28 protein-coding genes are annotated in these 26976 nt (G+C 70.2%); 24 read left to right on the top strand and 4 right to left on the bottom strand.

The features are described from left to right. Positions 1-13: 13 nt before the first annotated feature. Positions 14-901, bottom strand: a complete 888-nt coding sequence (gene rfbA / locus KAK07_RS00950; protein WP_210858488.1) for a glucose-1-phosphate thymidylyltransferase RfbA — start codon at positions 899-901, stop codon at positions 14-16. 103 nt (positions 902-1004) lie between these two features. On the opposite strand from rfbA, the gene KAK07_RS00955 reads away from it, so the two are divergent. After that, positions 1005-2477 (top strand): DEAD/DEAH box helicase, encoded by a 1473-nt coding sequence (locus KAK07_RS00955; RefSeq protein ID WP_210851909.1) that lies wholly within the window; start codon positions 1005-1007, stop codon positions 2475-2477. A gap of 5 nt (positions 2478-2482) precedes the next feature. After that, entirely contained in the window at positions 2483-2806 is a 324-nt protein-coding gene (locus KAK07_RS00960) for a VanZ family protein (RefSeq protein ID WP_210851910.1), read from the top strand. Here the strand turns inward: KAK07_RS00960 and KAK07_RS00965 are convergent, their stop codons facing one another. Both KAK07_RS00965 and KAK07_RS00970 read right to left on the bottom strand, forming a co-directional pair. Continuing rightward, positions 2807-3568, bottom strand: a complete 762-nt coding sequence (locus tag KAK07_RS00965) for an SAM-dependent methyltransferase (RefSeq protein ID WP_210851911.1) — start codon at positions 3566-3568, stop codon at positions 2807-2809. Further along, complete coding sequence (locus KAK07_RS00970; protein WP_310738467.1) at positions 3565-4164, bottom strand: Maf family nucleotide pyrophosphatase; 600 nt, start codon at positions 4162-4164, stop codon at positions 3565-3567. Before KAK07_RS00970 ends, KAK07_RS00965 begins: the two co-directional genes overlap by 4 nt. 35 nt (positions 4165-4199) lie before the next feature. Here KAK07_RS00970 and KAK07_RS00975 point away from each other — a divergent pair, with 35 nt between their 5' ends. From KAK07_RS00975 to nagZ, 22 genes are all read left to right on the top strand, one after another. Next, on the top strand, positions 4200-4757 hold the full coding sequence (locus tag KAK07_RS00975) for a YceD family protein (RefSeq protein WP_210851912.1): 558 nt from the start codon (positions 4200-4202) through the stop codon (positions 4755-4757). A 225-nt stretch (positions 4758-4982) separates the two neighbouring features. Beyond that, a complete protein-coding gene (gene rpmF / locus KAK07_RS00980; protein ID WP_210800878.1) occupies positions 4983-5165 on the top strand; it encodes a 50S ribosomal protein L32 in 183 nt (60 codons plus the stop codon). A 225-nt stretch (positions 5166-5390) separates the two neighbouring features. Further along, complete coding sequence (plsX, locus tag KAK07_RS00985; RefSeq protein ID WP_247660944.1) at positions 5391-6416, top strand: phosphate acyltransferase PlsX; 1026 nt, start codon at positions 5391-5393, stop codon at positions 6414-6416. Between the two features lie 21 nt (positions 6417-6437). Continuing rightward, positions 6438-7421 (top strand): beta-ketoacyl-ACP synthase III, encoded by a 984-nt coding sequence (locus tag KAK07_RS00990; RefSeq protein WP_210851913.1) that lies wholly within the window; start codon positions 6438-6440, stop codon positions 7419-7421. 47 nt (positions 7422-7468) lie between these two features. Further along, positions 7469-8410 (top strand): ACP S-malonyltransferase, encoded by a 942-nt coding sequence (gene fabD, locus KAK07_RS00995; protein WP_210858490.1) that lies wholly within the window; start codon positions 7469-7471, stop codon positions 8408-8410. Positions 8411-8431: 21 nt separating this feature from the next. Next, a complete protein-coding gene (gene fabG / locus KAK07_RS01000) occupies positions 8432-9175 on the top strand; it encodes a 3-oxoacyl-ACP reductase FabG (protein ID WP_210851915.1) in 744 nt (247 codons plus the stop codon). A 72-nt stretch (positions 9176-9247) separates the two neighbouring features. Further along, a complete protein-coding gene (acpP, locus tag KAK07_RS01005; protein WP_210800882.1) occupies positions 9248-9487 on the top strand; it encodes an acyl carrier protein in 240 nt (79 codons plus the stop codon). 65 nt (positions 9488-9552) lie between these two features. After that, entirely contained in the window at positions 9553-10797 is a 1245-nt protein-coding gene (gene fabF / locus KAK07_RS01010) for a beta-ketoacyl-ACP synthase II (RefSeq protein ID WP_210851916.1), read from the top strand. Between the two features lie 31 nt (positions 10798-10828). Next, positions 10829-11341, top strand: coding sequence for a hypothetical protein (locus KAK07_RS01015; protein ID WP_210851917.1), 513 nt, complete (start codon positions 10829-10831; stop codon positions 11339-11341). Further along, entirely contained in the window at positions 11338-11949 is a 612-nt protein-coding gene (gene rpoE, locus KAK07_RS01020) for an RNA polymerase sigma factor RpoE (protein WP_210851918.1), read from the top strand. The genes KAK07_RS01015 and rpoE overlap by 4 nt, the downstream gene beginning before the upstream one ends. A gap of 31 nt (positions 11950-11980) precedes the next feature. Next, positions 11981-12616 carry a sigma-E factor negative regulatory protein gene (locus KAK07_RS01025; RefSeq protein ID WP_210851919.1) on the top strand — a complete coding sequence of 212 codons (636 nt, stop codon included), beginning with the start codon at positions 11981-11983 and terminating at the stop codon, positions 12614-12616. Between the two features lie 13 nt (positions 12617-12629). Next, positions 12630-13649: a MucB/RseB family sigma factor regulatory protein gene (locus tag KAK07_RS01030; protein WP_247664195.1), complete on the top strand. Its 1020-nt coding sequence runs from the start codon at positions 12630-12632 to the stop codon at positions 13647-13649. A 66-nt stretch (positions 13650-13715) separates the two neighbouring features. Then, positions 13716-15167, top strand: coding sequence for a DegQ family serine endoprotease (locus tag KAK07_RS01035; protein WP_310740684.1), 1452 nt, complete (start codon positions 13716-13718; stop codon positions 15165-15167). 520 nt (positions 15168-15687) lie between these two features. Then, positions 15688-17496, top strand: coding sequence for a translation elongation factor 4 (gene lepA / locus KAK07_RS01040; protein ID WP_210858494.1), 1809 nt, complete (start codon positions 15688-15690; stop codon positions 17494-17496). A 20-nt stretch (positions 17497-17516) separates the two neighbouring features. Continuing rightward, complete coding sequence (gene lepB, locus KAK07_RS01045) at positions 17517-18485, top strand: signal peptidase I (RefSeq protein ID WP_210858496.1); 969 nt, start codon at positions 17517-17519, stop codon at positions 18483-18485. Between the two features lie 23 nt (positions 18486-18508). Continuing rightward, positions 18509-18874 carry a DUF4845 domain-containing protein gene (locus KAK07_RS01050; RefSeq protein ID WP_210858498.1) on the top strand — a complete coding sequence of 122 codons (366 nt, stop codon included), beginning with the start codon at positions 18509-18511 and terminating at the stop codon, positions 18872-18874. 29 nt (positions 18875-18903) lie between these two features. Next, a complete protein-coding gene (gene rnc, locus KAK07_RS01055) occupies positions 18904-19584 on the top strand; it encodes a ribonuclease III (RefSeq protein WP_210851924.1) in 681 nt (226 codons plus the stop codon). Positions 19585-19589: 5 nt separating this feature from the next. Continuing rightward, positions 19590-20495 (top strand): GTPase Era, encoded by a 906-nt coding sequence (gene era / locus KAK07_RS01060; protein WP_210851925.1) that lies wholly within the window; start codon positions 19590-19592, stop codon positions 20493-20495. Further along, on the top strand, positions 20492-21295 hold the full coding sequence (gene recO, locus KAK07_RS01065) for a DNA repair protein RecO (protein WP_210858500.1): 804 nt from the start codon (positions 20492-20494) through the stop codon (positions 21293-21295). The genes era and recO overlap by 4 nt, the downstream gene beginning before the upstream one ends. Next, complete coding sequence (locus KAK07_RS01070) at positions 21292-22080, top strand: pyridoxine 5'-phosphate synthase (protein WP_210858502.1); 789 nt, start codon at positions 21292-21294, stop codon at positions 22078-22080. Before recO ends, KAK07_RS01070 begins: the two co-directional genes overlap by 4 nt. Positions 22081-22087: 7 nt before the next feature. Then, a complete protein-coding gene (acpS, locus tag KAK07_RS01075; RefSeq protein ID WP_210858503.1) occupies positions 22088-22495 on the top strand; it encodes a holo-ACP synthase in 408 nt (135 codons plus the stop codon). After that, positions 22492-23556 carry a beta-N-acetylhexosaminidase gene (gene nagZ / locus KAK07_RS01080; RefSeq protein ID WP_210858504.1) on the top strand — a complete coding sequence of 355 codons (1065 nt, stop codon included), beginning with the start codon at positions 22492-22494 and terminating at the stop codon, positions 23554-23556. The genes acpS and nagZ overlap by 4 nt, the downstream gene beginning before the upstream one ends. 75 nt (positions 23557-23631) lie before the next feature. On the opposite strand, the gene KAK07_RS01085 is transcribed toward nagZ, so the two are convergent. Then, positions 23632-26526 (bottom strand): Rne/Rng family ribonuclease, encoded by a 2895-nt coding sequence (locus tag KAK07_RS01085; protein WP_210858505.1) that lies wholly within the window; start codon positions 26524-26526, stop codon positions 23632-23634. Positions 26527-26976: the final 450 nt, after the last annotated feature.

The following is a 26976-nucleotide window of genomic DNA, read 5'->3' on the forward strand; positions in this document are numbered from 1 at the left end:
CCGTTTCAGGGAATCAATACACGCGTTCGCGCAGGATCTGCTGCAGGTACTGGCCGTAGCCGCTCTTGGCCAGCGGGGCGGCCAGGGCCTCGAGCTGGGCGTCGCTGATCCAGCCCTGGCGCCAGCAGATCTCCTCGGGGCAGCAGACCTTCAGGCCCTGGCGCTTCTCCAGCGTCTGCACGAAGGCGCTGGCCTCCAGCAGGCTGTCGTGGGTGCCGGTGTCCAGCCAGGCGTCGCCGCGGCCGAAACGCTGCACGTCCAGCTCGCCCGCGTCCAGGTACAGGCGGTTCAGGTCGGTGATCTCCAACTCGCCCCGGGCGCTGGGCCGCAGCGCCTTGGCGCGCTCGACCACCTGGGTGTCATAGAAATACAGGCCGGTCACGGCGAATCGGCTGCGCGGCTGGCGGGGCTTTTCCTCCAGGCTCACGGCGCGGCCGTCGCGGTCGAACTCGACCACGCCGTAGCGTTCGGGGTCGGTCACCGGGTAGGCGAAGACCGTGGCGCCATGCGCCTGGCGCGCCGCCGCCTCGACCCGGCGACCCAGGTCGTGGCCGAAGAAGATGTTGTCGCCCAACACCAGCGCGCTGCGGGCATCGCCCAGGAAGTGCTCGCCGATCAGGAAGGCCTGGGCCAGGCCGTCCGGGCTGGGCTGCACCGCGTACTGCAGCGACAGGCCCCAGGCGCTGCCGTCGCCCAGCAACTGCTGGAAGCGCGGCGTGTCCTGTGGCGTGCTGATCAGCAGGATCTCGCGGATGCCGGCCAGCAGCAGCGCGGACAGCGGGTAATACACCATCGGCTTGTCGTACACCGGGATCAGCTGCTTGCTGATCGCCAGCGTGGCCGGGTGCAGCCGGGTGCCGGAGCCGCCGGCCAGGATGATGCCCTTGCGAGGGGTAGACACGTCGACAACTCCCGTCTGGATGCGGTGGCTGGGCGCCCGGGAAGTGGGGCGTCAAGCCAGTGTAAACACGCACGATCCGGCCAAGCGGCGATAATTGGGGGACATGAACCCTGAATCTCAGGCCGACCAGGCCAGCCCCGCGACCCCGACCGAGTCCGCGCCCCCCGCCCGTTTCGACACCCTGCCGCTGGACGCCAAGCTGCTGCGCGCCGTCGACGACCAGGGCTACGCGACGATGACGCCGATCCAGGCCAAGGCCATCCCGATCGTGCTGTCCGGCCGCGACGTGATGGGCGCCGCCCAGACCGGCACCGGCAAGACCGCGGCCTTTTCGATCCCGCTGCTGCAGAAAATGATGCGGCACGAGAACACCAGCGCCTCGCCCGCCCGCCACCCGGTGCGCGCACTGGTGCTGGCGCCCACCCGCGAGCTGGCCGACCAGGTGGCCAACAACGTCAAGGCCTACTGCAAGCACACCGGCCTGCGTGCCGCGGTGGTCTTCGGCGGCGTCGACATGAAGCCGCAGACGGCCGAATTGAAGCGCGGCGTCGAGATCCTGATCGCCACCCCGGGCCGGCTGCTCGACCACATCGAGGCCAAGAACTGCGTGCTCAACCAGGTCGAGTATGTGGTTCTGGACGAGGCCGACCGCATGCTCGACATCGGCTTCCTGCCCGATCTGCAGCGCATCCTCAGCTATCTGCCCAAGGGCAACCGCCAGACCCTGCTGTTCTCGGCCACCTTCAGCCCCGAGATCAAGAAGCTGGCCAACAGCTACCTGCACGACCCGGTGCTGGTCGAGGTGGCGCGGCCCAATGCCACGGCCTCCACCGTGGAGCAGCGCTTCTACAGCGTGTCGGATGACGACAAGCGCGCGGTGGTGCGCCAGCAGCTGCGCCAGCGCGACCTGAAGCAGGCCATCGTCTTCGTGAACTCCAAGCTGGGCGCGGCCCGGCTGGCCCGCTCCTTCGAGCGCGACGGCCTGCGCACCGCCGCGCTGCACGGCGACAAGAGCCAGGACGAGCGCCTGAAGTCGCTGGCCGCCTTCAAGGCCGGCGAGGTCGACCTGCTGGTGGCCACCGATGTGGCCGCCCGCGGCCTGGACATCGCCGACCTGCCCGCCGTCTTCAACTTCGACGTGCCCTTCAACGCCGAGGACTACGTGCACCGCATCGGCCGCACCGGCCGTGCCGGCGCCTCGGGCGTGGCGATCACGCTGGTCACGCGCGACGACAGCCGGCTGGTGTCGGACATCGAGAAGCTGATCAAGAAGAAGATCGACCTGGAAGCCATCGAGCTGGAGGACGAGCGTCCGCGCCGCCCGCCGCGCCGCCGCGAGGACGAGGACGCCCCGGCCGAGCGCCGCAGCGCCGAGCCGGCGCCGCGCCGCCCGGCGCCCAGCGCGTCGCGCGACCCCTTCTTCGACAAGCCCTACGAGGCCTCCGACCGCGCCGAACCGGCCGCCTGGGAAAAGGAAAAGGCCGCGGCCCCGACCCCGGCGGCGGCGGCCCGCGTGTCGCCCAACATCCGCGCCAAGCGCAAGGTGGCCTCGCTGCTGGGCGGCGGCAAAGCCTGATCGGCGTGCGGCGCACCGGCACCTGGCGTGCGCTGTTCGCCAGCGCGCTGCTCGTCATCCTGTGGCTGGCGCTGCGCCCCAACCCGGGCGGCCCGGACTGGTTTGACCATGCCGACAAGCTGCGCCATGCCGCGGCGTTTGCCGCGCTCTGGCTGGTGGGCTACCGCGCCGGCGGCCGTGGCTGGCGCCTGGCGCTCGGCCTGCTGGTCTTTGGCGGGCTGATCGAGGTCCTGCAGTCGCTGACCCCGGACCGCGAGCCGTCGCTGGCCGATGTGGCGGCCGACGCGGTGGGACTGGCGCTGGGCGCGGTCTGGACCCGTTGGCGCTGATCAGGCCAGCCAGAGAAACACGGCCGGCAGCGTGTCGGGCAGCACCGGTGGCTGGCGCCGCCAGTCGGCCACCGTGCGGGTGGCGCAGAAGCCCCCCGGCGAGGTGAGCCCGCAGGCCAGCGACAGCCGCGTGCCGGGCTGCAGCGTGGCCAGCAGCGCGTCGGCCAGCGCCTGGTTGCGGTAGGGCGTTTCGATCACCAGCTGGGTCTGGCCTTCCTGGCGCGAGCGCTGCTCCAGCGCCTTCACGCGGCGCGCACGCTCGCCGGCGTCCTGCGGCAGGTAGCCTTCGAAGGCGAAGCGCTGGCCATTGAGGCCGCTGGCCGCCAGCGCCAGCGTCAGCGAGGACGCGCCGGCCAGCACCTCCACCGCCACGCCGCGCGCATGGGCCGCGGCCACCAGGCGCGCGCCCGGGTCGGCCACGGCCGGCAGACCGGCATCCGACAGCAGGCCCAGGGCCTGGCCAGCCAGCGCTGGCGCCAGCAGCTGTTCCCAGGCGCGGGCGTCGGTGTCGTCGGCGGGCGCGCCCTTGCGCGGGCGGGGCAGCTCGGTGATGGCCAGGCTCTGCAGCGGCTGCGCCAGCGGCACCACCTCGCCCACCCGCTTCAGGAAGCTGCGCGCCGCCTTGGCGTTCTCGACCACCCAGTGGCCGATGCCGGCCGCCCGGGCGATCGCGCCCTGGCTCAGGACCTCGGTGATCGGGGTGGGGGTGGCGCCCAGGTCCAGCGTGCTGGGCACCAGCACCAGGCGGCCGGCCCCGCTCATCGGGCCTGGCGCACCGGGTCGAGCCCGGCGGCGCGCAGCAGGGCGCTGGTGCGGATCAGCGGCAGGCCGACCAGGGCGGTCGGGTCGTCGGACTCGATCGCCGACAGCAGCGCGATGCCCAGCGTCTCGCACTTGGCGCTGCCGGCGCAGTCGTAGGGCTGCTCCAGGCGCAGGTAGCGCTCGATCTCGTCATCGTCCAGGTCGCGAAAGCGCACGGTGACGGGCACGCGCTCGACCTGCTCGAAGCCGGTATCGGGTCGGACCACCGCCACCGCGGTCTGGAAGACCACCGCGCGGCCGCTCATGCGGCGCAGCTGGGCCACGGCGCGCTCGTGCGTGCCGGGCTTGCCGATCGCCTCGCCATCGACATCGGCCACCTGGTCGGAGCCGATCACCAGCGCCCCCGGATGGCGCGACGCCACCTCGCGGGCCTTGGCCAGCGCCAGCCGGGTGGCCAGCGCGGCCGGGGCCTCGCCGGGCAGCGGGGTTTCGTCGACGCGCGGGGCATCGGCCGTGAAGGGCAGGCGCAGGCGCTCAAGCAGCTCGCGCCGGTAGCGCGAGGTCGAGCCCAGGATCAGCGGGGGCAGGGCGGTCATCGCGGAATTCTCCCATCGGCCCGTACACTGGCGGCATGAAACCGAAGTCGAGGTCACACGACCCCCTGAAGCTGGACATGGCCGCCTTTGCCGGCGACCACGGCGAGCTGGCTGGCGACTGGCCGCTTCAGACGCTGCCGCGCCTGGCCGAGTCGGCGATGCCCGAGGCCTCGGCCGACGCCGTCGTGCACTGGCAGGCCCGGGGCGAGCTGCGTCCGCTGCCCGACGGCACGGCCGAGGTCTGGCTGCAGCTCAAGGCCGACGTGCGCCTGGCGCTGTGCTGCCAGCGCTGCCTGGGGCCGGTGGAAGAGACCGTGGCGCTGGACCGGGCGCTGCGCTTTGTCGCCGACGAGCATCAGGCGGCGGCGCTCGATGCCGAGCTGGAAGACGACGTGCTGTCGCTGGAGCGCGCGCTGGACCTGCGGGAACTGGTCGAGGACGAACTGCTGCTGGCCCTGCCGCTGGTCCCGCGCCACGCCGACTGCCCGCAGCCGCTGCCGCTGGCCGGCGACGACGAACCCGAGGAAGAACGTCCCAACCCGTTCGCGGTGCTGGCGGCGCTGAAGGGCCAGGGCGGGCGCGGCACTGGCTAGCGGCCGGCCCGCATGCTATACTTTCGGGCTTTCCCGACTCAGGGGTGCTGCTGTGGTATGGCCGCAGCAGGGCCGATGGGGTCCGGAAGACCACCCTTTTTCCAACATTCACGGCGGCCGGCCGGGGCAACCCGGTGTCTTGAGCCGCATTGAGCCGCACGCGCGAGTCCTGCCAGTGCGCCGCAACCCGGCGCCGGTGGGTCCAGGCGCACCCAGGAGAGTTCCATGGCCGTCCAGCAGAACAAGAAGTCGCCCTCGAAGCGCGGCATGCACCGCTCGCACAACGCGCTGACCAACCCGGGCACCGCGATCGAGCCGACCACCGGTGAAGTGCATCTGCGCCACCACATCAGCCCGACCGGCTTCTACCGCGGCCGCAAGGTCCTGAAGGGCAAGGCCGAGGCCTGATCCTGAGCATGCTGCCGGGTCGGCATCCCATGCCGAGCCTCGCCGCCCTGAACCCGGACCGGCTGGCGCGTTCGTCGCCCCGGTCCTGCCCTCATCGCCCGCTGCATTGCGCCTGTGCCGCCACGGCCTGGGCGCGTTCGCGCGCGCACTGACGGCTCCGCTCCGCCCGTGACCCATCGCCTGAACTTCCAGCCGCTTGAGCGCGTGCGCCTCGCCGTCGACTGCATGGGCGGTGATCACGGCCCGTCGGTCACGCTGCCGGCCTGCCGCGCCTTCCTCGACTCGCACCCCCACGCCGAGCTGCTGCTTGTCGGCCAGGCCGACGCCCTGCAGGAAGCCGCCAGCTGGAGCCGCTGCACGCTGGTCGAAGCCACCGAGGTGGTGGCGATGGACGACCCGGTCGAGGTGGCGCTGCGCCGCAAGCGCGACTCGTCGATGCGCGTGGCGATCTCCCAGCTCAAGGCCGACGAGGCCGGCGTGGTGCGTGCCGATGCCTGCGTGTCGGCCGGCAACACCGGCGCGCTGATGGCGCTGGCGCGCTACCTGCTGAAGACCCTGGACGGCATCGACCGCCCGGCCATCGCCTCGGTGCTGCCCAATGAGAAGGGCGCCTTCACCACGATGCTGGACCTGGGCGCCAACGTCGATTGCACGCCCGAGCACCTGCTGCAGTTTGCCGTCATGGGCAGCGCCCTGGTGGCCGCGATCGACGGCAAGCCCGATCCCACCGTGGGCCTGCTCAACATCGGCGCCGAGGTCATCAAGGGCTCCGAGGTCATCAAGCGCGCTGGTGAGCTGCTGCGCGCCGCCGGCGCCGACGGCCACATCCACTACATCGGCAACGTTGAAGGCAACGACATCTTCACCGGCACGGTGGACTTGGTCGTCTGCGACGGCTTCGTCGGCAACGTCGCGCTCAAGACCTCCGAAGGTCTGGCCCACGCGCTGGCGCAGTTCATCAAGGAAGAGTTCACCCGCACCTGGTGGACCAAGCTGATCGCGCTGGCCGCGCTGCCGGTGCTGGGCCGCTTCAAGAAGCGCGTCGATCCGCGCGGCTACAACGGCGCGGCGCTGCTGGGTCTGCGCGGCCTGGTCTTCAAGAGCCACGGCTCGGCCGACGCGATGGCCTTCGGCAACGCGCTGGCGCGCGCTTATGATGCGGCTCGCAACCGTTTGCTCGACCAGGTGCACGACCGCATCGTCGAAACCCTCGAGGCGATGCCGGCCACGCCGGCCGACGCCGCCGCCTGACCCCCTTTGCGACAACACCGCGTGGACACGCAACGCTACGCCCGCATCACCGGCACCGGCAGCTGCCTGCCGACCCGCCGCGTCACCAATGCCGAACTGGCCGCCGAGCTGGCCACGCGTGGTCTGGAGACCTCCGACGACTGGATCGTCGAGCGCACCGGCATCCGGGCGCGCCACTTCGCCGCCGCTGATCAGTCGTCCAGCGACCTGGGCGTGACCGCGGCCCGGCACGCGCTGGAGGCCGCCGGCCGGCTGCCGGAAGACGTGGACCTGATCATCGTCGCCACGTCCACCCCGGACATGGTTTTTCCGTCCACCGCCACCATCGTCCAGCACAAGCTGGGCATCGCCGGCTGCCCGGCCTTCGACGTGCAGGCGGTGTGCTCGGGCTTCGTCTATGCGTTGACGGTGGCCGACGCAATGATCCGCACCGGCGCCGCCAACTGCGCGCTGGTGATCGGTGCCGAGGTCTTCTCGCGCATCCTGGATTTCAACGACCGCACCACCTGCGTGCTGTTCGGCGATGGCGCCGGCGCGGTGGTGCTGGAGTCCTCCAGCGAGACCGGACTGCTGGCCTGCAAGCTGCACGCCGACGGCAAGCACCGCGAGATCCTGCAGGTGCCCGGCACCGTCAGCGGCGGCCAGGTGCTGGGTGATCCGCTGCTGAAGATGGACGGTCAGGCGGTGTTCAAGCTGGCCGTGGGCGTGCTCGACGAGGTCGCCCGCGAGGCCCTGGAGGCAGCCGGCCGCACGCCCGCCGACATCGACTGGCTGGTGCCCCACCAGGCCAACATCCGCATCATGCAGGGCACCGCCCGCAAGCTGAAGCTGCCGGCCGAGCGCGTGGTGGTGACCGTGCACGAGCACGGCAACACCTCGGCCGCCTCGATCCCGCTGGCCTTGGACCACGGTGTGCGCAGCGGCCAGGTCAAGAAGGGCCAGACCGTGCTGCTTGAAGGCGTGGGCGGCGGCTTCACCTGGGGTGCCGTGCTGCTTGAGCTCTGAGCGGCCCGCTGCCCGCTCGCCCGAAAGACCCCTCCAAGAGATCCGCCATGAGCACCGCATTCGCATTCGTCTTCCCCGGCCAGGGCTCGCAGACCGTGGGCATGCTCGACGCCTGGGGTGACCACCCGGCCGTGGCCGCCACGCTGGCCGAGGCCTCGGCCGCGCTGAACGAGGACATCGGCGCCCTGATCAAGAACGGCCCGAAGGAGCAGCTGGACCTGACTGCCAACACCCAGCCGGTGATGCTGACCGCTGGCATCGCCTGCTACCGGGCCTGGCTGGCCGAGACCGGCCTGCCGCCGGCGGCGGTGGCGGGCCATTCGCTGGGCGAGTACAGCGCGCTGGTGGCCGCGGGCGTGCTGACGCTGTCTGACGCGCTGCCGCTGGTGCGCCTGCGCGCCCAGGCCATGCAGGAGGCCGTGCCGGTGGGCGTGGGCGCGATGGCCGCGATCCTGGGCCTGGACGCCCAGGCGGTGCGCGAGGGCTGCGCCGAGGCGGCCGCCGCCAGTGGCGAGGTGGTCGAGGCCGCCAACTTCAACGACCCCAAGCAGACCGTGATCGCTGGCACCAAGGCCGGTGTCGACAAGGCCTGCGAGGTGCTGAAGGCCAAGGGCGCCAAGCGTGCGCTGCCGCTGGCGGTGTCGGCGCCGTTCCACTCCAGCCTGATGAAGCCGGCCGCCGAGCGCCTGAAGACCCATCTGGCCGCGGTCACGCTGGCCGCGCCGCAGATCCCGGTGGTCAACAACATCGACGTGGCCGTGGTGTCCGACCCCGACGCCATCCGCGATGCGCTGTACCGCCAGGCCTTCGGCCCGGTGCGCTGGGTCGAGGTGGTGCAGGCGCTGCGTGCGCGCGGCGTGGGCGCCATCCTCGAATGCGGCCCGGGCAAGGTGCTGGCCGGCATGGTCAAGCGCATTGATGCCGAGGCCGCCAGCGCCACCGTCCTCGATCCGGCCTCGCTGGCCGAGGCCCGCGCGCTGCTGGGCTGAACTGCAGGAGCTTTCCCGAACATGAGCGACACCACTTCGCGCCAGGTGGCCCTGGTCACCGGCGCTTCGCGCGGCATCGGCCGCTCGATCGCCGCCACGCTGGCTGCCAAGGGCTTCACCGTCATCGGCACCGCCACCACGGAGTCCGGCGCCGCCGGCATCACCGAGGCGCTGGCCGCCCAGGGCGGCCGCGGCGTCAAGCTCGACGTCAACGATGCGGCCGCTTCCGAAGCCCTGGTCGACGCCATCGTCAAGGAACACGGCGCGCTGCAGGTGCTGGTCAACAACGCCGGCATCACCCGCGACACGCTGGCGATGCGCATGAAGGACGAGGACTGGGACGCCGTCCTGGACACCAACCTGAAGGCGGTGTTCCGGCTCGCCCGCGCCGTGGTGCGCCCGATGATGAAGCAGCGCTATGGCCGCATCATCAGCATCACCTCGGTGGTGGGCGCCTCGGGCAACCCGGGCCAGGCCAATTACGCCGCCGCCAAGGCCGGCGTGGCCGGCATGACCCGCGCGCTGGCGCGCGAACTGGGCAGCCGTGGCATCACCGTCAACTGCGTCGCGCCGGGCTTCATCGCCACCGACATGACCGGCGAACTGCCCGAGGCCCAGAAGGCCGCGCTGCTGGCACAGATCCCGCTACAGCGGCTGGGCCAACCCGAAGAGATCGCCCACGCCGTGGCCTTCCTGGCCTCGCCCGAGGCCGGCTACATCACCGGCACTGAAATGCACGTCAACGGCGGCATGTTCATGGGCTGAAACCCGCAGGCGGGTCCCACCATCACCCCGGGTAGAATCCGGGCCGTTTTGCACCAACCTCCTGGAGGAGTCATGAGCGATATCGAAGCACGCGTCAAGAAGATCATTGCCGAACAACTGGGCGTTCCCGAAACCGACGTCAGCAACGAGAAGGCCTTCGTCGCCGATCTCGGCGCCGACTCGCTGGACACCGTCGAGCTGGTGATGGCCCTCGAAGACGAGTTCGGCATCGAGATCCCGGACGAAGAAGCCGAGAAGATCACCACCGTGCAGCTGGCGATCGACTACGCCAAGAACCACGCCAAGGCCTGAGCGGCCTGCGTCGCTCGGGCGCGCCCTGACCCGAGCGCCCGAACTGACAACGAAGTGAAGAACGCATGACTCGTCGTCGCGTCGTCGTGACCGGTCTCGGGCTGATCAGCCCGGTCGGCAACACCGTCACCGAAGGCTGGGCGAACCTGATCGCCGGCCGCCCGGGCATCGCCCCCATCACCAAGTTCGACGCATCCGGCATCTCGTGCCAGTTCGCGGGCGAGGTCAAGGGCTTCAAGGTCGAGGACTACATCCCCGGCAAGGAAGCCAAGGCGATGGACAGCTTCATCCACTACGGCATGGCTGCGGCCATCCAGGCCGTGCAGGATGCGGGCCTGCCCACCAATGACGCCCTCACCGAGGAGACGGCCGAGCGCATCGGCTGCATGATCGGTTCGGGCATCGGCGGCCTGCCCGAGATCGAGGCCACCACGCGCACCGTGGTGGAGCGCGGTCCGCGCCGGATCTCGCCGTTCTTCGTGCCCGCCTCGATCATCAACATGATCAGCGGCCACGTCTCGATCCGCTTTGGTTTCACCGGCCCCAACCTGGCCGTGGTCACCGCCTGCACCACCGGTCTGCACTGCATCGGTGAGGCCGGCCGCATGATCGAGTACGGCGACGTCGACGTGATGATTGCCGGCGGCTCGGAGGCCACCGTGTCGATGCTGGGCGTCGGCGGCTTTGCCGCGGCACGCGCGCTGTCCACCCGCAACGAATCGCCCGAGACCGCCTCCCGCCCCTGGGACAAGGACCGCGACGGCTTCGTGCTGGGCGAGGGCGCCGGCGTGGTCGTGCTGGAAGAGTACGAACACGCGAAGAAGCGCGGCGCCAAGATCTACGCCGAGCTGCGCGGTTTCGGCATGGGCGCGGACGCGTACCACATGACCGCACCCAACGTGGATGGTCCCAAGCGCTCGATGAAGGCGGCGCTGCGCAATGCCGGCATCAATGCCGACCAGGTGCAGTACCTCAACGCGCACGGCACCTCCACCCCGCTGGGCGACCTCAACGAGACCAACGCGATCAAGCTGGCCTTCGGCGACCACGCGAAGAAGCTGGTCGTCAACTCCACCAAGTCGATGACCGGCCACCTGCTGGGCGGCGCGGGCGGCGTGGAGTCGGTCTTCACGATCCTGGCGCTGCACCACCAGATCTCGCCACCGACGATCAACATCTTCAACCAGGACCCGGAGTGCGACCTGGACTACTGCGCCAACACCGCGCGCGAGATGAAGATCGACCTGGCGGTGAAGAACAACTTCGGCTTCGGCGGCACCAACGGCACGTTGGTCTTCGGCCGGATCTGAGACCGCCACGCACCGGGGCCCACCACTGACGATGCGCGCTGCCCCCACGATCGAGATCCAGGCCGACCTGCGGGGCGGCTGGTGGATCGCGGCGTGGCTGCTGTGGGGCCTGGCCGCACTGGCCTGGGCCGGCACGCTGGCCTGGCACATCGACGCCGAGGGCCTGCCCGGCCTGGACGGTCCGCTCAGCACCTGGCTGCTGGTCGGCCTGGGGGGGCTGGGGGTGCTGACGGCGGCTGTCACGGCGCTGTGGCATGCCCGCCACCACCCGGCTCAGCTGCGCTGGACAGGTACCGAATGGCGCTGCACCCTGCCGGGCCAATGGCAGGTGCGCGCCTCCGATGAGGGTGAACCCGGACAGGTTGATACCGTGATCGACGTCGGCGATGCCATGCTGCTGCGCTGGGAGTCCGAGCCCGCCGACGGCCGACGCCGGCGCCGCGTCTGGTTGCCGGTGGCCCGCTCCAGCCAGGGCAGCGCCTGGCACCCGCTGCGGGTGGCCCTGCGCCAGACCGCCGCCCCGGCGGAGGGACCGCTGGCGTGAGCGCCGAACAGGCGGACGCCGACGCCGCCCTGGTCGACCGGGTCAAACGAGGGGATACCCGGGCTTTCGAGATGCTGGTCGTCAAGTACCAGCGCCGGATCGAGCGTCTGATCGCCCGGATGGTGCGCGACACCGACCTGGTCGAGGACATTGCCCAGGAGACCTTCATCCGTGCCTACCGGGCGCTGCCGCAGTTCCGCGGCGAGAGCGCCTTCTACACCTGGCTCTACCGGATCGCGGTCAACACGGCCAAGAAAACCCTGCTGGAGCTCAAACGCGACCCGATCGTGACCGAATCGGCGTTGGCACCGGTCGACGAGGAGGAAACTTCCGGCCGCCAGGTGGAACCAACCGACATGGCCACGCCCGATGCCCTGCTGGCCAGCAAGGAGATTGCCGCCACGGTGAACGCGGCGATCGAATCGCTGTCTGAGGACCTGCGCCAGGCGATCACGCTGCGCGAGATCGAAGGTTTGAGCTACGAAGAGATATCCGAAGTGATGAACTGTCCGATCGGCACCGTCCGCTCGCGCATCTTCCGTGCGCGCGAGGCCATCGCCGAACGCCTGCGGCCGCTGCTCGACACGCGCGACGGCGAACGCTGGTGACCGGACTGCTAGAAGTGGAAGGTGGAAGTCGATGAAGCCGCAAGTCCAGACCGATGCCGGTGACTCCCTGCCGCAGCGCCTCTCCGCGCTGTGCGACGGGGAAGCCCGGGGGCCCGAACTCGACGCCGCCCTGCAGGCCTGGCGCGACGACGCACCCCAGGCCCGGCAGCGCTGGCATGCCTACACCCTGATCGGTGATGTGCTGCGATCCGACGACCTGTGTCCACGCAGCGCAGGCCATGACGCCGCCTTCCTGGCGCGCTTCCAGCAGCGTCTGGCCCAGGAGCCGGTGGTGCTGGCGCCGAAGCCCGACGCCCGGGCCGTGGTGTCGCGCTCGGCGGTGCGCACCTGGCGACGCCTGAGTGCCCCGATGGCCATGGCCGCTGGCGTGATGACCGTGGTTGGCGTGGCGGTCATGATGCGGCCCGGCGCGCCGGAGTCGATGGCGCCCGCCCAGATGGCCCAGGTGGACCAGGGCGTTCAGCCCGTCTCGACCACCGCTGCGCCGCGCAACGTCGCTGCGGTTGCCCCGGCGGGCAGCGATGTGCTGCTGCGCGATCCGCTGCTGGACCGCTACCTGGAAGAACACCGGCTGCGCTCGCGCGGCGCCACGGTGGCACTGAGCCCGGAGGACGGTGTCCGCCAGGTCGTGGTGCCGGCCCGCTGAGCACGCGCTGCCGATGTCACCGAAGCGTCCCCGCCGCCAGCTCTGCCTGGCCGTCCTCGGCCCGTGCCTGACGTCCGGCCTCGCCTGGGCCCAGCCGGCCTGGCCGCCCGCCCCTGAGGCGCCGCATGATGCGCGGGCCTGGGTGGGCCGCAGCCAGGAGGCCGCGGCCCACCGCAACTACCAGGGCACGCTGGTGGTCAGCGTCAATGGCCTGTCCAGCGCCTCGCGGCTGGTGCATTACAGCGACGGGAACCAGCAGGCCGAACGCATCGAGTGGCTGGACGGTGAGAGCCGCCTGATGATCCGCGTCAACGAGGTCCAGCACACGCTGTGGCCGCGCTCGCGCCTGGCCGTGGTCGAGTCGCGCGATGCCCGCAGCGCCTTTCCGGCGGTCTTTGCCGCCGGCGTGCGGCAGGTGCTGGAGTCCTACGAATGGCGCCGCATCGGCCGCGACCGCGTCGCCGGGCTGGACGCCGAGGTCGTGCTGATGCGCGCCCGCGATCCGCTGCGCTACAGCCAGCGCCTGTGGTCCGAGCTCAACAGCGGTCTGCTGCTGCGCGCCGAAATCCTGGCCCCCAGCGGCCAGGTGCTGGAGTCGGTCGGATTCACCGAGGTGGCGCTGGGCGTGCGGCCGCAGATCGATGCGCTGCAGGCACCGCTGCGCCAGCTCGACAACTACCGCGTCGCCAAGGCCACCGCGCTGCCGGTGCGCCTGGAGGCCGAAGGCTGGCAACTGGGTGCGCTGCCGGCCGGCTTTCGCGAACTGCATTGCGTGCGCCGCGTGCTGGGGCCCGCCAATGAGCCGAACGCCCCGGTGGTGCTGCAGGCCATCTACGGTGACGGCCTGACCCATGTGTCGGTGTTCATTGAACCTCTTCAGCCCGAGCGACACCAACCCCGGGCCAGCGCTCCGGTCGGTGCCACCAGCACCCTGACCCTGCGCCGTGACACCTACTGGATCACTCTGGTCGGCGACGTGCCGGCCGAGACCCTCCAGCGCTTCGGCGAGGCCCTGGTCCGGCGACGGCCCTGACCTTGGCCGCCCGACCGCCTTGCCGACCTTCCCTGGTCTGCCCACTGTGATGTTCAAGGAGTTCTGATGTCGACGATGTCCCTCGCCTCGCCCCTGCCGCGCGTGCGCCGTACGCTGTCGGCCGCGGCGCTGCTGTGCGCCGCCACGCTGGCGGTGTACGCACCCGAGGTGCCTGCCCAGGTGCGCCCGGGGCCCGATTTCACCGAGCTGGTCGAGCAGACCAGTCCGTCGGTGGTCAACATCCGCACCAGCGAGAAAGCCAAGATCGGCAACCGCGGCTCGCAGCAGCTCGATCCCGGCATGGAGGAGTTCCTGCGCCGCTTCGGCATCCCGGTGCCCAACGGCCGCTCGCCGCGGGGCAACGAGGACGACGCGCCGCAGCGCCGCGGCGTGGGCTCGGGCTTCATCCTGACGGCCGACGGCCTGATCATGACCAACGCCCATGTGGTGGACGGCGCCGACGAACTGATCGTCACGCTCACCGACAAGCGCGAGTTCAAGGCCAAGCTGATCGGCGCTGACGCGCGCACCGACGTGGCTGTGGTCAAGATCGAGGCCAACGGCCTGCCCGCGGTGAAGATCGGCGACGTCAGCCGGCTGAAGGTGGGCGAGTGGGTGATGGCGATCGGCTCGCCCTTCAACCTGGAGAACACCGTGACCGCCGGCATCGTCAGCGCCAAGCAGCGCGACACCGGCGACTACCTGCCCTTCATCCAGACCGACGTGGCGATCAACCCCGGCAACTCCGGCGGTCCGCTGCTGAACATGCGCGGCGAGGTGGTGGGCATCAACTCCCAGATCTACAGCCCCTCAGGCGGCTACGCCGGCATCTCGTTCGCCATTCCCATCGACGAGGCGATGCGCGTGGCCGACCAGCTGCGCAGCAATGGCCGCGTGGTGCGGGGCCGCATCGGCGTGCGCATTGCGCCGGTGAGCAAGGACGTGGCCGAGTCGCTGGGCCTGGGCAAGAACCAGGGCGCGCTGGTGCAGGGTGTCGAGCCCGGCACGCCGGCCGAGAAGGCGGGCGTCGAGGCGGGCGACATCATCACCAAGGTCGACGGCAAGCCGGTCGAGCGCTCGGTTGATCTGCCGCGCATCATCGGCGGCACCAAGCCGGGCACCAAGCTGCCGATCACCGTGTTCCGCCGCGGCACGGCCAAGGACCTGGTGGTCACCGTGGCCGAGCTGGAGCCCGACACCAAGACCAGCAAGGCCCCGGCCGAGCCGGCCTCGTCGCCGGTGAAGTCGGCCCTGGGCCTGACGGTCAGCGACTTGGGCGAGGCCGCGCGCAAGGAGCTGAAGATCAAGGGCGGCGTCAAGGTCGAGTCGGTCGACGGCGCGGCAGCGCGGGCCGGTCTGCGCGAGGGTGATGTGCTGCTGCAGATCGACAACGCGGACATCACCGACGCCAAGCAGTTCACCGCCCTGGTGGCCAAGCTGGACAAGAACAAGGCGGTCTCGGTGCTGGCCCGCCGTGGCGACTGGGTCAGCTACTACGTGATCCGGCCCACCAAGTGATCGGTGCGCGGGCCGCCGCCGCGGCCCGCGAAGCCGGCGGTCATCACCCAAGTGGAAGCCTGGGTCTTTTCACTTGGCGGGATGCCCGCCCTGCGAGTCCGGTCATGGGTGTCAATAGTGAGTATTCGCTGACTTTTGAAGCTCCCGGCATTGACGCTGCCGAGCGCTACAATAGGGCCCGTTTCGACGCTGTTTAGGCGCTTGTTTCGCAATAGCCCACGGTCCGTCACGCTGCGATCGCCCGGCATCCGGGCAATGTGCATAAGCTGTGGATAAATACGCTGTTGGCGACCTGCAACGACGCCTGGGCGAACAAATTCGCGGCTTGCGGCGGGGGCCTTTTGGCTACAATGAAGGCCCAACAAGCAGTTGCCATACGTTTTGTTGGAAGGCGCGTCTCACCTTGGACGTGCCTTTTTTTTAGCTCCTACCGGACGCCCGCCAGACGGGGCGTCCGACGCCTCCGACGGACCCGCGTCACCACCCCGGCGGTGACCGCTCCAGGCGCCCAGATCTCCCCATGGACCACATCCGCAATTTCTCGATCATTGCCCACATCGACCACGGCAAGAGCACGCTGGCCGACCGCATCATCCAGCGCTGCGGCGGGCTGTCCGATCGCGAGATGGAGGCCCAGGTGCTCGACTCGATGGACATCGAGCGCGAGCGCGGCATCACGATCAAGGCGCAGACCGCCGCGCTGCAGTACACCGCGCGCGACGGGCGGGTCTACAACCTCAACCTGATCGACACCCCGGGCCACGTCGACTTCTCGTACGAGGTGAGCCGTTCGCTGTCGGCCTGTGAGGGCGCGCTGCTGGTGGTCGATGCCTCGCAGGGCGTTGAAGCCCAGACCGTGGCCAACTGCTACACCGCGCTCGACCTGGGCGTCGAGGTGGTGCCGGTGCTCAACAAGATGGACCTGCCCTCGGCCGACCCCGAGAACGCCAAGTCCGAGATCGAGGACGTCATCGGCATCGATGCCACCGACGCCATTCCCTGCTCGGCCAAGACCGGCATGGGCATCGACGAGATCCTCGAGGCGGTGATCGCCCGCATGCCGGCGCCGCGCGGCAACCCCGACGGCGCACCGCGGGCGATGATCATCGACGCCTGGTTCGACAACTACGTCGGCGTGGTGATGCTGGTGCGGGTGGTCGACGGCCAGCTGGCGCGTGGCGAGCGCATCCGGCTGATGGCGACCAACTCGGTCTACGGCATTGAACACCTGGGCGTCTTCACGCCCAAGAGCGAGAACCGCGAGCTGCTGAAGGCCGGCGAGGTGGGCTTCCTCATCTGCGGCATCAAGGAACTGGCGGCGGCCAAGGTGGGTGACACCGTCACCATCGAGAAGAAGCTGCCCAACAACGCCGGCCCCGCCAGCGAGGCGCTGCCCGGCTTCAAGGAAATCCAGCCGCAGGTCTTTGCGGGCCTGTACCCCACCGAGGCCTCCGAGTACGACCAGCTGCGCGACGCGCTGGAAAAGCTCAAGCTCAACGACAGCTCGCTGCGCTTCGAGCCCGAGGTCTCGCAGGCGCTGGGCTTCGGCTTCCGCTGTGGCTTCCTGGGCCTGCTGCACATGGAGATCGTGCAGGAACGCCTGGAGCGCGAGTTCGACCAGGACCTGGTGACCACCGCCCCCAGCGTGGTCTACGAGGTGGAACTGGGCGACGGCACCGTGCTGCAGGTCGAGAACCCCAGCAAGATGCCCGACCAGGGCCGCATCCGCGAGATCCGCGAGCCCATCGTCACCGTCCACCTGTACATGCCGCAGGACTACGTGGGCGTGGTGATGACGCTGTGCAACCAGAAGCGTGGCGTGCAGCTCAACATGGCCTACCACGGCAAGCAGGTCATGCTGACCTATGAGCTGCCGCTGGCCGAGATCGTGCTGGACTTCTTCGACAAGCTCAAGTCGGCCAGCCGCGGCTACGCCAGCATGGACTACGAGTTCAAGGAGTACCGCTCGGCCGACGTGGTCAAGGTGGACATCCTGATCAACGGCGACAAGGTCGACCCGCTGGCCATGATCGTCCACCGCAGCCAGAGCCAGTACCGCGGCCGCGCCGTGGCGGCCAAGATGCGTGAGCAGATCCCGCGCCAGATGTACGACGTGGCCATCCAGGCCGCCATCGGCGCCAACATCATCGCCCGCGAGAACATCAAGGCCCTGCGCAAGAACGTGCTGGCAAAATGCTACGGCGGTGACATCACCCGCAAGCGCAAGCTCCTCGAGAAGCAGAAGGCCGGCAAGAAACGGATGAAGCAGATCGGCTCGGTCGAGGTGCCCCAGGAAGCCTTTCTCGCGATCCTCCAGGTGGACGACTGACCACCCCGACACTGCCCTTCATGAGCCAACTCACCGCTGCGCTGTTTGCCCTGCTGGCCGCCTACCTGGCGGGCTGGTACCTCGATGCCTGGCACGGCAACTTCGCCCTGCTGCTGTTCGTGCTGACCGCGGTCACCTTCGTCTACTGGCTGGCCGAGCGGCTGCGCTTCAAGCCCGCGCGTGAAGCCGCGGTGCAGCAACTCGAGAGCCAGGACAGCGCCCGACGGGCCGAGCTGGCCCGGCTGGGCATCGACAAGGTCGACGGCAACCTCGACGAGGCCCGCGCCAAGCTGCTGGCCCAGCCCTGGTGGCTGGACTGGACCGCCGGGCTGTTCCCGGTGATCCTGGTGGTCTTCGTGCTGCGCTCGTTCCTTTTCGAGCCCTTCAAGATCCCGTCGGGCTCGATGATTCCCACGCTGGTGGTGGGCGACCTGATCCTGGTGAACAAGTTCCACTACGGCGTGCGACTGCCGGTGATCAACAAGAAGATCATCGCCAACCACGAGCCGCAGCGCGGCGACGTGATGGTCTTCCGCTACCCGGTGGACACGCGCATCGACTTCATCAAGCGTGTGGTGGGCGTTCCCGGCGACGAGGTCTCCTACCTGAACGCCGAGCTGCGGATCAACGGCCAGCTGGTGCCCAGCGCCGCGCAGCCCGACGCCTACGACGACGAATCGATGCGCTACATGGCGCGCTTCAGCGAAAAGCTGGGCGACGTCGAGCACCGCATCCAGCGCTTCAAGCAGGTGCTGCCCTTCAACCCGATGCAGGTGCGCGACTTCCCAGGCAAGGACCAGTGCCGCTACAGTGCCGAGGGCTTCGTCTGCAAGGTGCCGCCGGGCCACTACTTCATGATGGGCGACAACCGGGACAACTCCGAGGATTCGCGCTACTGGGGCTTCGTGCCCGACGAGAACATCGTCGGCCGTGCCTTCTTCGTCTGGATGAACTTCTCCAGCCTGGGGCGCATCGGCGCCTTCCGCTGAGCTCACTGCAGGAGCACGACACGATGCGACATTCCCGCCGTTGTGGACAACTGGGCATGGGCCTGTTCGGGATGCTGTTCCTGGCGATCCTGATCGCCTTCATCGGCCTGGTGGCGGTGCGCGTGCTGCCGACGATCAACGAATACCTGACGATCGAAAAGGCGGTGAAGAAGGTGCTCGACGAGAACCCGGGCTCGGTGCCGGCGATCCGCACCGCCTTTGACCGCCAGAAGGACATCGAGTACTCGATCTCCTCGATCTCGGGCTCTGACCTCGAGGTCAGCCAGCAGGGCGACAAGACCACCGTCAGCTACGCCTACGAGCGCGAGGTGCCGGTGATCGAGCCGGTCTTCCTGCTGATCAAGTACAAGGGCAGCCACACGAAGTGAGCGGCCCCACCCGCCCGCGCGAACCCGGCATGGACACGCCCCTCGAGCTGCTGCAGCAACGGCTGGACTACCGGTTCAGGGACCCCGCACTGCTGCAGCGGGCGCTGACCCACCGCAGCTTCGGCAGCGGCCACAACGAGCGCCTGGAATTCCTGGGCGACGCGGTGCTGAACCTCACCGTCTCGCACCTGCTGTTCGAGCGCTTTGGCGAATCGGCCGAGGGCGACCTCACCCGCGTGCGCGCCCACCTGGTGCGCGAGGACAGCCTGCACCGCGCCGCGCTGCAGCTGGGCCTGCCGCAGGTGCTGCGCCTGTCCGAGGGCGAGGCCCGTGGCGGCGGCGCCCAGCGCCCCTCGATCCTGGCCGATGCCGCCGAAGCGGTGATCGGTGCGGTCTACCTGGATGGCGGCTTCGACGCCGCCCGCGCCCTGGTGGCGGCGCTGTTCGGCGAGCTGATCCTGGGCACCAGCGTCGACGCCTGGCGCAAGGACGCCAAGACCGAATTGCAGGAATGGCTGCAGGCCCGCCGCCATCCCGTGCCCGAATACCACATCACCGCCACCCGCGGCCAGGCCCATGCCCAGATCTTCGAGGTCGAGTGCCGGGTGCCGGCGCTGGGCCGGCATGCGGTGGGCGAGGGCCGCTCGCGCCGCGCTGCCGAGCAGGAAGCGGCGCGCCAGATGCTCGAGCTGCTGCTCGCCCAAGGCTGAAGTCCATGTCCGACCACCCTGATCCCGCGCAGCGCTGCGGTCTGATCGCCATCATCGGCCGACCCAATGTGGGCAAGTCCACGCTGATGAATGCGCTGGTCGGCCAGAAGATCAGCATCACCTCCAAGAAGGCCCAGACCACGCGCCACCGCATCACCGGTGTGCGCACCGTGGGCGCGGCGCAGTTCGTCTTCGTCGACACGCCCGGCTTCCAGATGAAGCACGCCACGGCGCTGAACCGCACGCTCAACCGCACCGTGCAGTCCACCCTGGCCGATGTCGATGTGGTGCTGTTCCTGGTCGAGGCCGGGCGCTTTGGCATGGACGACGCCAAGGTGCTGTCGCTGGTGCCCGAGGGCAAGCCCTGCGTGCTGCTGGCCAACAAGCTCGACGAGGTCAAGCGCCGCGCCGACCTGCTGCCCTGGCTCAAGAGCATGCAGGAGCGCCACGCGTTTGCCGAGTTCGTGCCGATGTCGGCGCAGAAGAAGGCCGATGTCGACCGCCTCTTCGGCATCCTCGAGCCCTACCTGCCCGAGCAGGACTGGTACTACGACGAGGACATGCTGACCGACCGCAGCGAGAAGTTCCTCGCCAGCGAGATCATCCGCGAGAAGCTCTTTCGTCTGACCGGCGACGAGCTGCCCTACACCTCCACCGTGGTCATCGACCAGTGGCTGGAGGAAGAGGGCGGGGCCAAGCGCCGCATCGGCGCGAGCATCATCGTCGAGCGCGACGCCCACAAGGGCATGATCATCGGCGCCGGCGGCGAGCGGCTCAAGCGCATCGGCTCGGAGGCGCGCCAGGAGATGGAGCACCTGATGGAGGCCCATGTCTTCCTGGAGCTGTGGGTCAAGGTGCGCTCAGGCTGGGCCGACAGCGAGGAACACCTGCGCTCCTACGGCTACGAATGAAGCCGCGCTCGGCGCCCACGCCGGCCTTCGTGCTGCACCGCTACGACTGGAGCGAAACCAGCCTGATCCTGGACCTGTTCACGCGCGAGCGCGGCCGGGTCACCGTGGCCGCCAAGGGGGCCAAGCGGCCGTATTCGCAGCTGCGGCCGGTGCTGCTGCCCTTCCAGCGCCTGATGGCGCTGCTGAGCCAGCCCAAGGGCGAGGAGCCGGTCGACATCTTCACGCTGCGCAGCGCCGAGTGGGCGGGTGGCGCGCCGATGCTGCAGGGCGCGGCGCTGTTCAGCGGTTTCTACCTCAATGAGCTGCTGATCAAGCTGCTGCCGCGGGGCGACGCCCACCTGGTGCTCTTCGACGCCTATGCCCACACCTTGCCCGCGCTGTCGCTGGCCGACCCCACGCTGACCCCGGCCGCGCTGCGCGCCTTCGAGGTGGTGCTGCTGCGCGAGCTGGGCCTGCTGCCGCAGCTCGACCGCACCGGCACGCGCGACCAGCAGCTCGACGAGGCGGCGCTGTACATGCTGCGGCCCGAGCTGGGCGTGCTGCCCTACGCCCATGGCGACGCACCGATCCGCGGCGCCACGCTGCTGGCGATGCAGCAGGCGCTGGACCAGGGCGATCTGCCCGCGCTGCAGGCCGCGGCGGCCGAGGCCTTGCCAGCCCTCAAGCTGACCCTGCGCCAGTGGCTGCACTACCATCTGGGCTCGGCCCGGCTGCGCACCCGCGAGGTGATGCTGGCCTCCCAACAACTCGTGGAGCGGCCCGACGCACCGGCCGCCGCCCCCGAAGACTCCGTGCCATGAACCCTCTTGTCGCCCCGGATGCCGGCACCGCGCTGTCGGTCAACCTGAACAAGGTCGCGCTGCTGCGCAACACCCGCCACCTGGGCATCCCCAGCGTGCTGCGCGCGGCCGAGCTGGTCCTGCAGGCCGGTGCCGACGGCATCACCGTCCACCCGCGGCCCGACGAGCGCCACATCCGCGGCAGCGATGTGCATGAGCTGGCCGCGCTGCTGCGCCGCGACTGGCCGCACATCGAATACAACATCGAGGGCAACCCGCTGCACAACCTGATGGATTTCATCCGCAGCGTGCGCCCGCACCAGGCCACCTTCGTGCCCGACAGCGTCGGCCAGTTCACCTCCGACCACGGCTGGAATCTGCCGGCCGATGCCGACACCCTGCGCCCGCTGATCGACGAGTGCCATGCGCTGGGCGTGCGTGTCAGCCTCTTCATGGACCCGCTGCCCGAGGCCATGGCCCATGCCCGCGCGGTGGGTGCGGACCGGGTGGAGCTCTACACCGAAAGCTACGCCAGCGCCTGCGGCACGCCGCAGGAGGCCGCGGTGCGCGCGCAGTTCGCGGCCGCCGCGCAGGCGGCGCTGGCCGTCGGTCTGGGCGTCAATGCCGGCCACGACCTGAACCGCGACAACCTGGGCGCCTTCCTGCGCGAGGTGCCTGGCGTGCAGGAGGTCTCGATCGGCCATGCGCTGATCGCCGATGCGCTGGAGCTGGGCTATGGCGCCACCATCCGCGACTACCAGCGGGTGATCCGCGAGGCCCATGCGCCAGGGGCCCACGGGCGCTGAGCGGGCCATGGCGGTCTACGGCATCGGCACCGACATCTGCGACCTGCGCCGCATCGCCCGCGTGCTGGAACGCAAGGGCGACCGCTTCGCCCAGAAGACGCTGGGCCCCACCGAGTGGCTGGTGTTCCAGCATCGCCGCGCGCGCGAGGCCTCGCGCGGGCTGGCCTACCTGGGCAGCCGCTTCTCGGCCAAGGAATCCTTCTCCAAGGCGATCGGCCTGGGCATGCGCATGCCGATGACCTGGCGCGCCTGCGAGATCCTCAACCACCCCAGCGGCCAGCCCTTCATTCGCCTGCATGGCGAGCTGGCCCACTGGTTCGCCGAGCGCCAACTGCAGGCGCATGTCACCCTCAGCGACGAGAGCGACTACACGGTCAGCTTCGTCGTCGTCGACACCCTTGCCGTCACGCCATGAGCCTTCACGCCCCCGTCATCCTCGACATCGCCGGTCCCGAGCTGAGTGCCGCCGACCGCCGACGCCTGGCCCACCCGATGACCGGGGGCATGATCCTGTTCGGTCGTCACTGGACGAACCGCGCCCAGCTGACGCGGCTGGTGGCCGAGTGCAAGGCCATCCGGCCCGACCTGCTGGTCTGCGTGGACCATGAAGGCGGCCGCGTGCAGCGCTTTCGCACCGACGGCTTCACCCACCTGCCGCCGATGCGCCACTTCGGCCAGTGGTGGATGCGCGACCCGATGGCCGCCACCGATGCGGCGACCGCGGCCGGCTATGTGCTGGCCAGCGAGCTGCGCGCCTGCGGCGTGGACTTCAGCTTCACGCCGGTGCTGGACCTGGACCATGGCGGGAGCAGCGTGATCGGCGACCGCGCCTTCCACCGCGACGCGCGGGTGGTCACGATGCTGGCCAAGAGCCTGGCGCTGGGCCTGGCCCAGGCCGGCATGGCGCACTGCGGCAAGCACTTTCCCGGCCATGGTTTCGTGGCCGCCGACAGCCATCTGGCGGTGCCGTTGGACAAGCGCTCGCGCAAGGCCATCCTCACGGACGACGCCCAGCCCTACGCCTGGATGAGCAGCTCGCTCACCGCGGTGATGCCGGCGCATGTGGTCTATCCCCGGGTGGACAAGCGGCCAGCCGGTTTCTCCAGCGTCTGGCTGCAGGACATCCTGCGCGGCCAGCTGGGTTTCACCGGCGCCGTCTTTAGCGATGACCTCAGCATGGAGGGCGCGCGTTTCATCGAGGGCCGGGCGGTCAGCGCCACCGACGCCGCGCTGGCGGCGCTGGAGGCCGGTTGCGACCTGGTGCTGCTGTGCAACCAGTCGGCGGTGGACGGCGGTCGGCCTCTGGACGAACTGCTCGACGGCCTGGGCGAAGCCCTGGCGCGCGGCCGCTGGGCCGCCAACCCGCACAGCGAGCGCCGACGCGTGGCCCTGCTGCCGCAGACCGATCCGCTGCCCTGGGACGAGCTGATGCACCACGCGCCCTACCTGCGTGCGCTGGAGCGCCTGGGCAGCTGAGGCGCTGCTCGGCACGCCCCGCAAGCACAAGGGCCACCCGAGGGTGGCCCTTGTTCATGGCGGCGCTGCCGTCCGTCAGGCGGTGGTCTGCGCCTCGCGGTCGAAGGGCAGGGACACCTGCGACAAGTCCTTGCGGGTCTCGACCAGGATCAGCGGGCCCTCGTCGACCACCACCAGCGGCGGCCGCTCGCGCGGCACGTGCACCGGGCGCGGCTCGGCGGCGATGGCCGCCTGCACCGCGGCGACCTTGTCGGCGTCGGAGTTCACCCAGGCCAGGCCGGCGGCCTCGGCCACGCGCTGCAGCTCGTCCATCGCCAGCACGTAGGGCTCGACACGGGCGGGCTGGACCACGCTGGGCGCGGCCGGCGGGGTGGCGTCGGCCAGCGGGGCCGGGGTCGGCAGCTCGCGGCTGTCGGCAGACACCGGCTCGGCGCTGGGGGCGTCGGCGGACTCGGTGGCGTCAGCGTCACGGCGTTCGCCACCGCGGCTGCCACGGCGACGGCGGCTGCCGTCACGGCTGTCGCCCGCTTCGGCGCTGCGGTCGGCCGGGGTCTCGGTGGCGACGGTCTCGGTGGCGTCAGCGGCCGTCTCGGCCGGAGCATCACCGGCCTCGGGCTCCGACGTGGCCTCGTTGCCCTCGTCGCGGGCGTCGTCACGGCTGCCGTCCTCGCGGCCACGGCCACCACGGCGGCGGCGGCGGCGGCGACCTTCACCGCTGTCGCCGGCGCCGGCGTCGGCCGGCGCATCGCCGACGGCGGCCGTCGCCTCCGTGCCCACCAGCGCCTGGGCCTCGGTGGCCTCGGTCGGGGCGGTCACCTCACGCGGCGGACGCGGTGTGCGGCGCGGGCTGCCGGTCTCGGCCAGCGGCTGGGTGCTTTCGAACTCCTCGGTGCGGGCCGGGGCCGGCGTGCGGCGGCCGCTGTCGCGGCTGCCTTCACGGCCGCCATCGCGGTTGCCATCGCGGCCAGCGTCGCGTTGGCCATCCCGTTGAGCATCCCGCGGACCACGGTCACCGCGCGGTGCGTTGTCCTTGCCACCGCTGCTGCTGCGCTGGCTGTCACGGCCACCGCGCGGCGCGTCCTTGCCGCCACGGCCGCTGTCGCGCGAGCCACGGCTGCCACGGCTGCTGCTGCCGCGCTCACCCGAGCGTTCGCCGCTGCGGGCCGTCGCATCGGCAGCCGGTGCCGGCGCGGGTGCTGCCGGGGCAGCCGCGGGCGCGGGGGCATCGCCACCAAAGAGCTTCTTGAGCCAGCCGAAGAAGCCACCGCTGGCCGGCGCCGGCGCGGGGGCCGGCGCCGGGGCGGCCACCGGCGGGGCCACGGCGGCCACCGGTTCGGGGGTGGGGGCGGGCGGCGGCGCGATCGGGGCCGGCTGGTCGGGCAGCACGCCCTTGATCACCGGCTCCTGCTTGGCCTTGGCCTTCTCGCGGCGGGAGATCGCGACCTCCTCGTCCGGCTCCTCGATCATCGTGTAGCTGGCCTGCAGGTTCTCCAGGCGCGGGTCGTCGTGGCGCAGGCGCTCGAGCTTGTAGTTCGGCGTCTCGAGGTGCTTGTTGGGCACCAGCAGCACGGTGGTGCGCTGCTTCAGCTCGATCTTGGTGATTTCGGTGCGCTTCTCGTTGAGCAGGAAGGACGTGACCTCCACCGGCACCTGCACGTGCACGGCGGCGGTGTTCTCCTTCATCGCCTCTTCCTGGATGATGCGCAGGATCTGCAGCGCGGACGACTCGGTGTCGCGGATGTGGCCGGTGCCGTTGCAGCGCGGGCAGGTGATGTGGCTGCCTTCGCTCAAGGCCGGGCGCAGGCGCTGGCGGCTGAGTTCGAGCAGGCCGAACTTGGAGATCGAGCTGAACTGCACGCGGGCGCGGTCCTGGCGCAGCGCGTCGCGCAGGCGCTGTTCCACGTCACGGCGGTTCTTGCTCTCCTCCATGTCGATGAAGTCGACGACGATCAGGCCGCCCAGGTCGCGCAGGCGGCACTGGCGGGCGATTTCATCGGCCGCTTCCAGGTTGGTGCGGGTGGCGGTCTCCTCGATGTCGCCGCCCCGGGTGGCGCGCGCAGAGTTGACGTCCACGGCCACCAGCGCTTCGGTGTGGTCGATGACGATGGCGCCGCCCGAGGGCAGGTTCACCGTGCGGCTGAAGGCCGTCTCGATCTGGTGCTCGATCTGGAAGCGGCTGAACAGCGGGGCGTCGTCGCGGTAGCGCTTCACGCGATGCGCGGACTCCGGCATCACGTGGTTCATGAACTGCTGGGCCTGATCGTAGATGTCGTCGGTGTCGATCAGGATCTCGCCGATGTCGGCCGAGAAGTAGTCGCGGATCGCGCGGATGACCAGCGAGCTCTCCTGGTAGATCAGGAAGGCGCCCTTGCCCGCCTTGGAGGCGCCGTCGATGGCGTCCCAGAGCTTGAGCATGTAGTTCAGGTCCCACTGCAGCTCGGCGGCCGAGCGGCCGATGCCGGCGGTGCGGGCGATCAGGCTCATGCCCTTGGGGTAGTCGAGCTGGTCGAGGTTCTCCTTCAGCTCCTCGCGCTGCTCGCCCTCGATGCGGCGGCTGACACCACCGCCGCGCGGGTTGTTGGGCATCAGCACCAGGTAGCGGCCGGCCAGGCTGACGAAGGTGGTCAGCGCCGCGCCCTTGTTGCCGCGCTCTTCCTTCTCGACCTGGACCAGCAGTTCCTGGCCATTGGAGATGACGTCCTGGATGCGCGCGTCGCGGACGCTGGCGCCTTCCTTGAAGTACTGCTTGGAGATTTCCTTGAAGGGCAGGAAGCCGTGGCGGTCTTCGCCGTAGTCGACAAAGCAGGCTTCCAGGCTGGGCTCGACGCGGGTGACGACGGCCTTGTAGATGTTGCCCTTGCGCTGCTCGCGCCCTTCGATCTCGGTTTCAAAGTCGAGCAGCTTCTGGCCGTCGACGATCGCCAGGCGCCGCTCTTCCGGCTGCGTGGCGTTGATCAGCATGCGTTTCATGTGCACTCCTTCCCGCGCCACCGGCCCGATTCAACGGGCATCAGCGGCGCGCACTGCGCGCGAGGCAGCGCCGGGTGCCGCTGGCGGCGCCCGGTCAAGCCTCCATCGATGCACGAGGAACGCCGACGCGCCGTGGGAAGGAATCGCCCTGGACCGTGGTGGGTGCCGTGCCGCCGGGTAGGCGGCCGGCCGTCACGGCGTTGGCGCGTGCAAGTGTGTCTGACGCCGCCGCCGGTGCAGCCGCGCCGATCCGGCCACCGCGCCGCCGGGCCGCGCCGGCAAGGTGCCGGGGCCGTGGATCGGCGTTGCGAGGGAGGTGTCTGGCGACATGCGTTGGGGGGCGCCGGAGCGCGCTTGCCGGGTCCGTGATCCCTGAGGCGTGAACGCCGCAGGGGCCGCGTGCCCGTGAAAACCTTGTTGGACTTCCCTGCCGTCTTCAGGAGGGCAGGG

Source organism: Ideonella alba (assembly GCF_018069875.1).
Classification (GTDB): Bacteria; Pseudomonadota; Gammaproteobacteria; order Burkholderiales; family Burkholderiaceae_C; genus Ideonella; species Ideonella alba.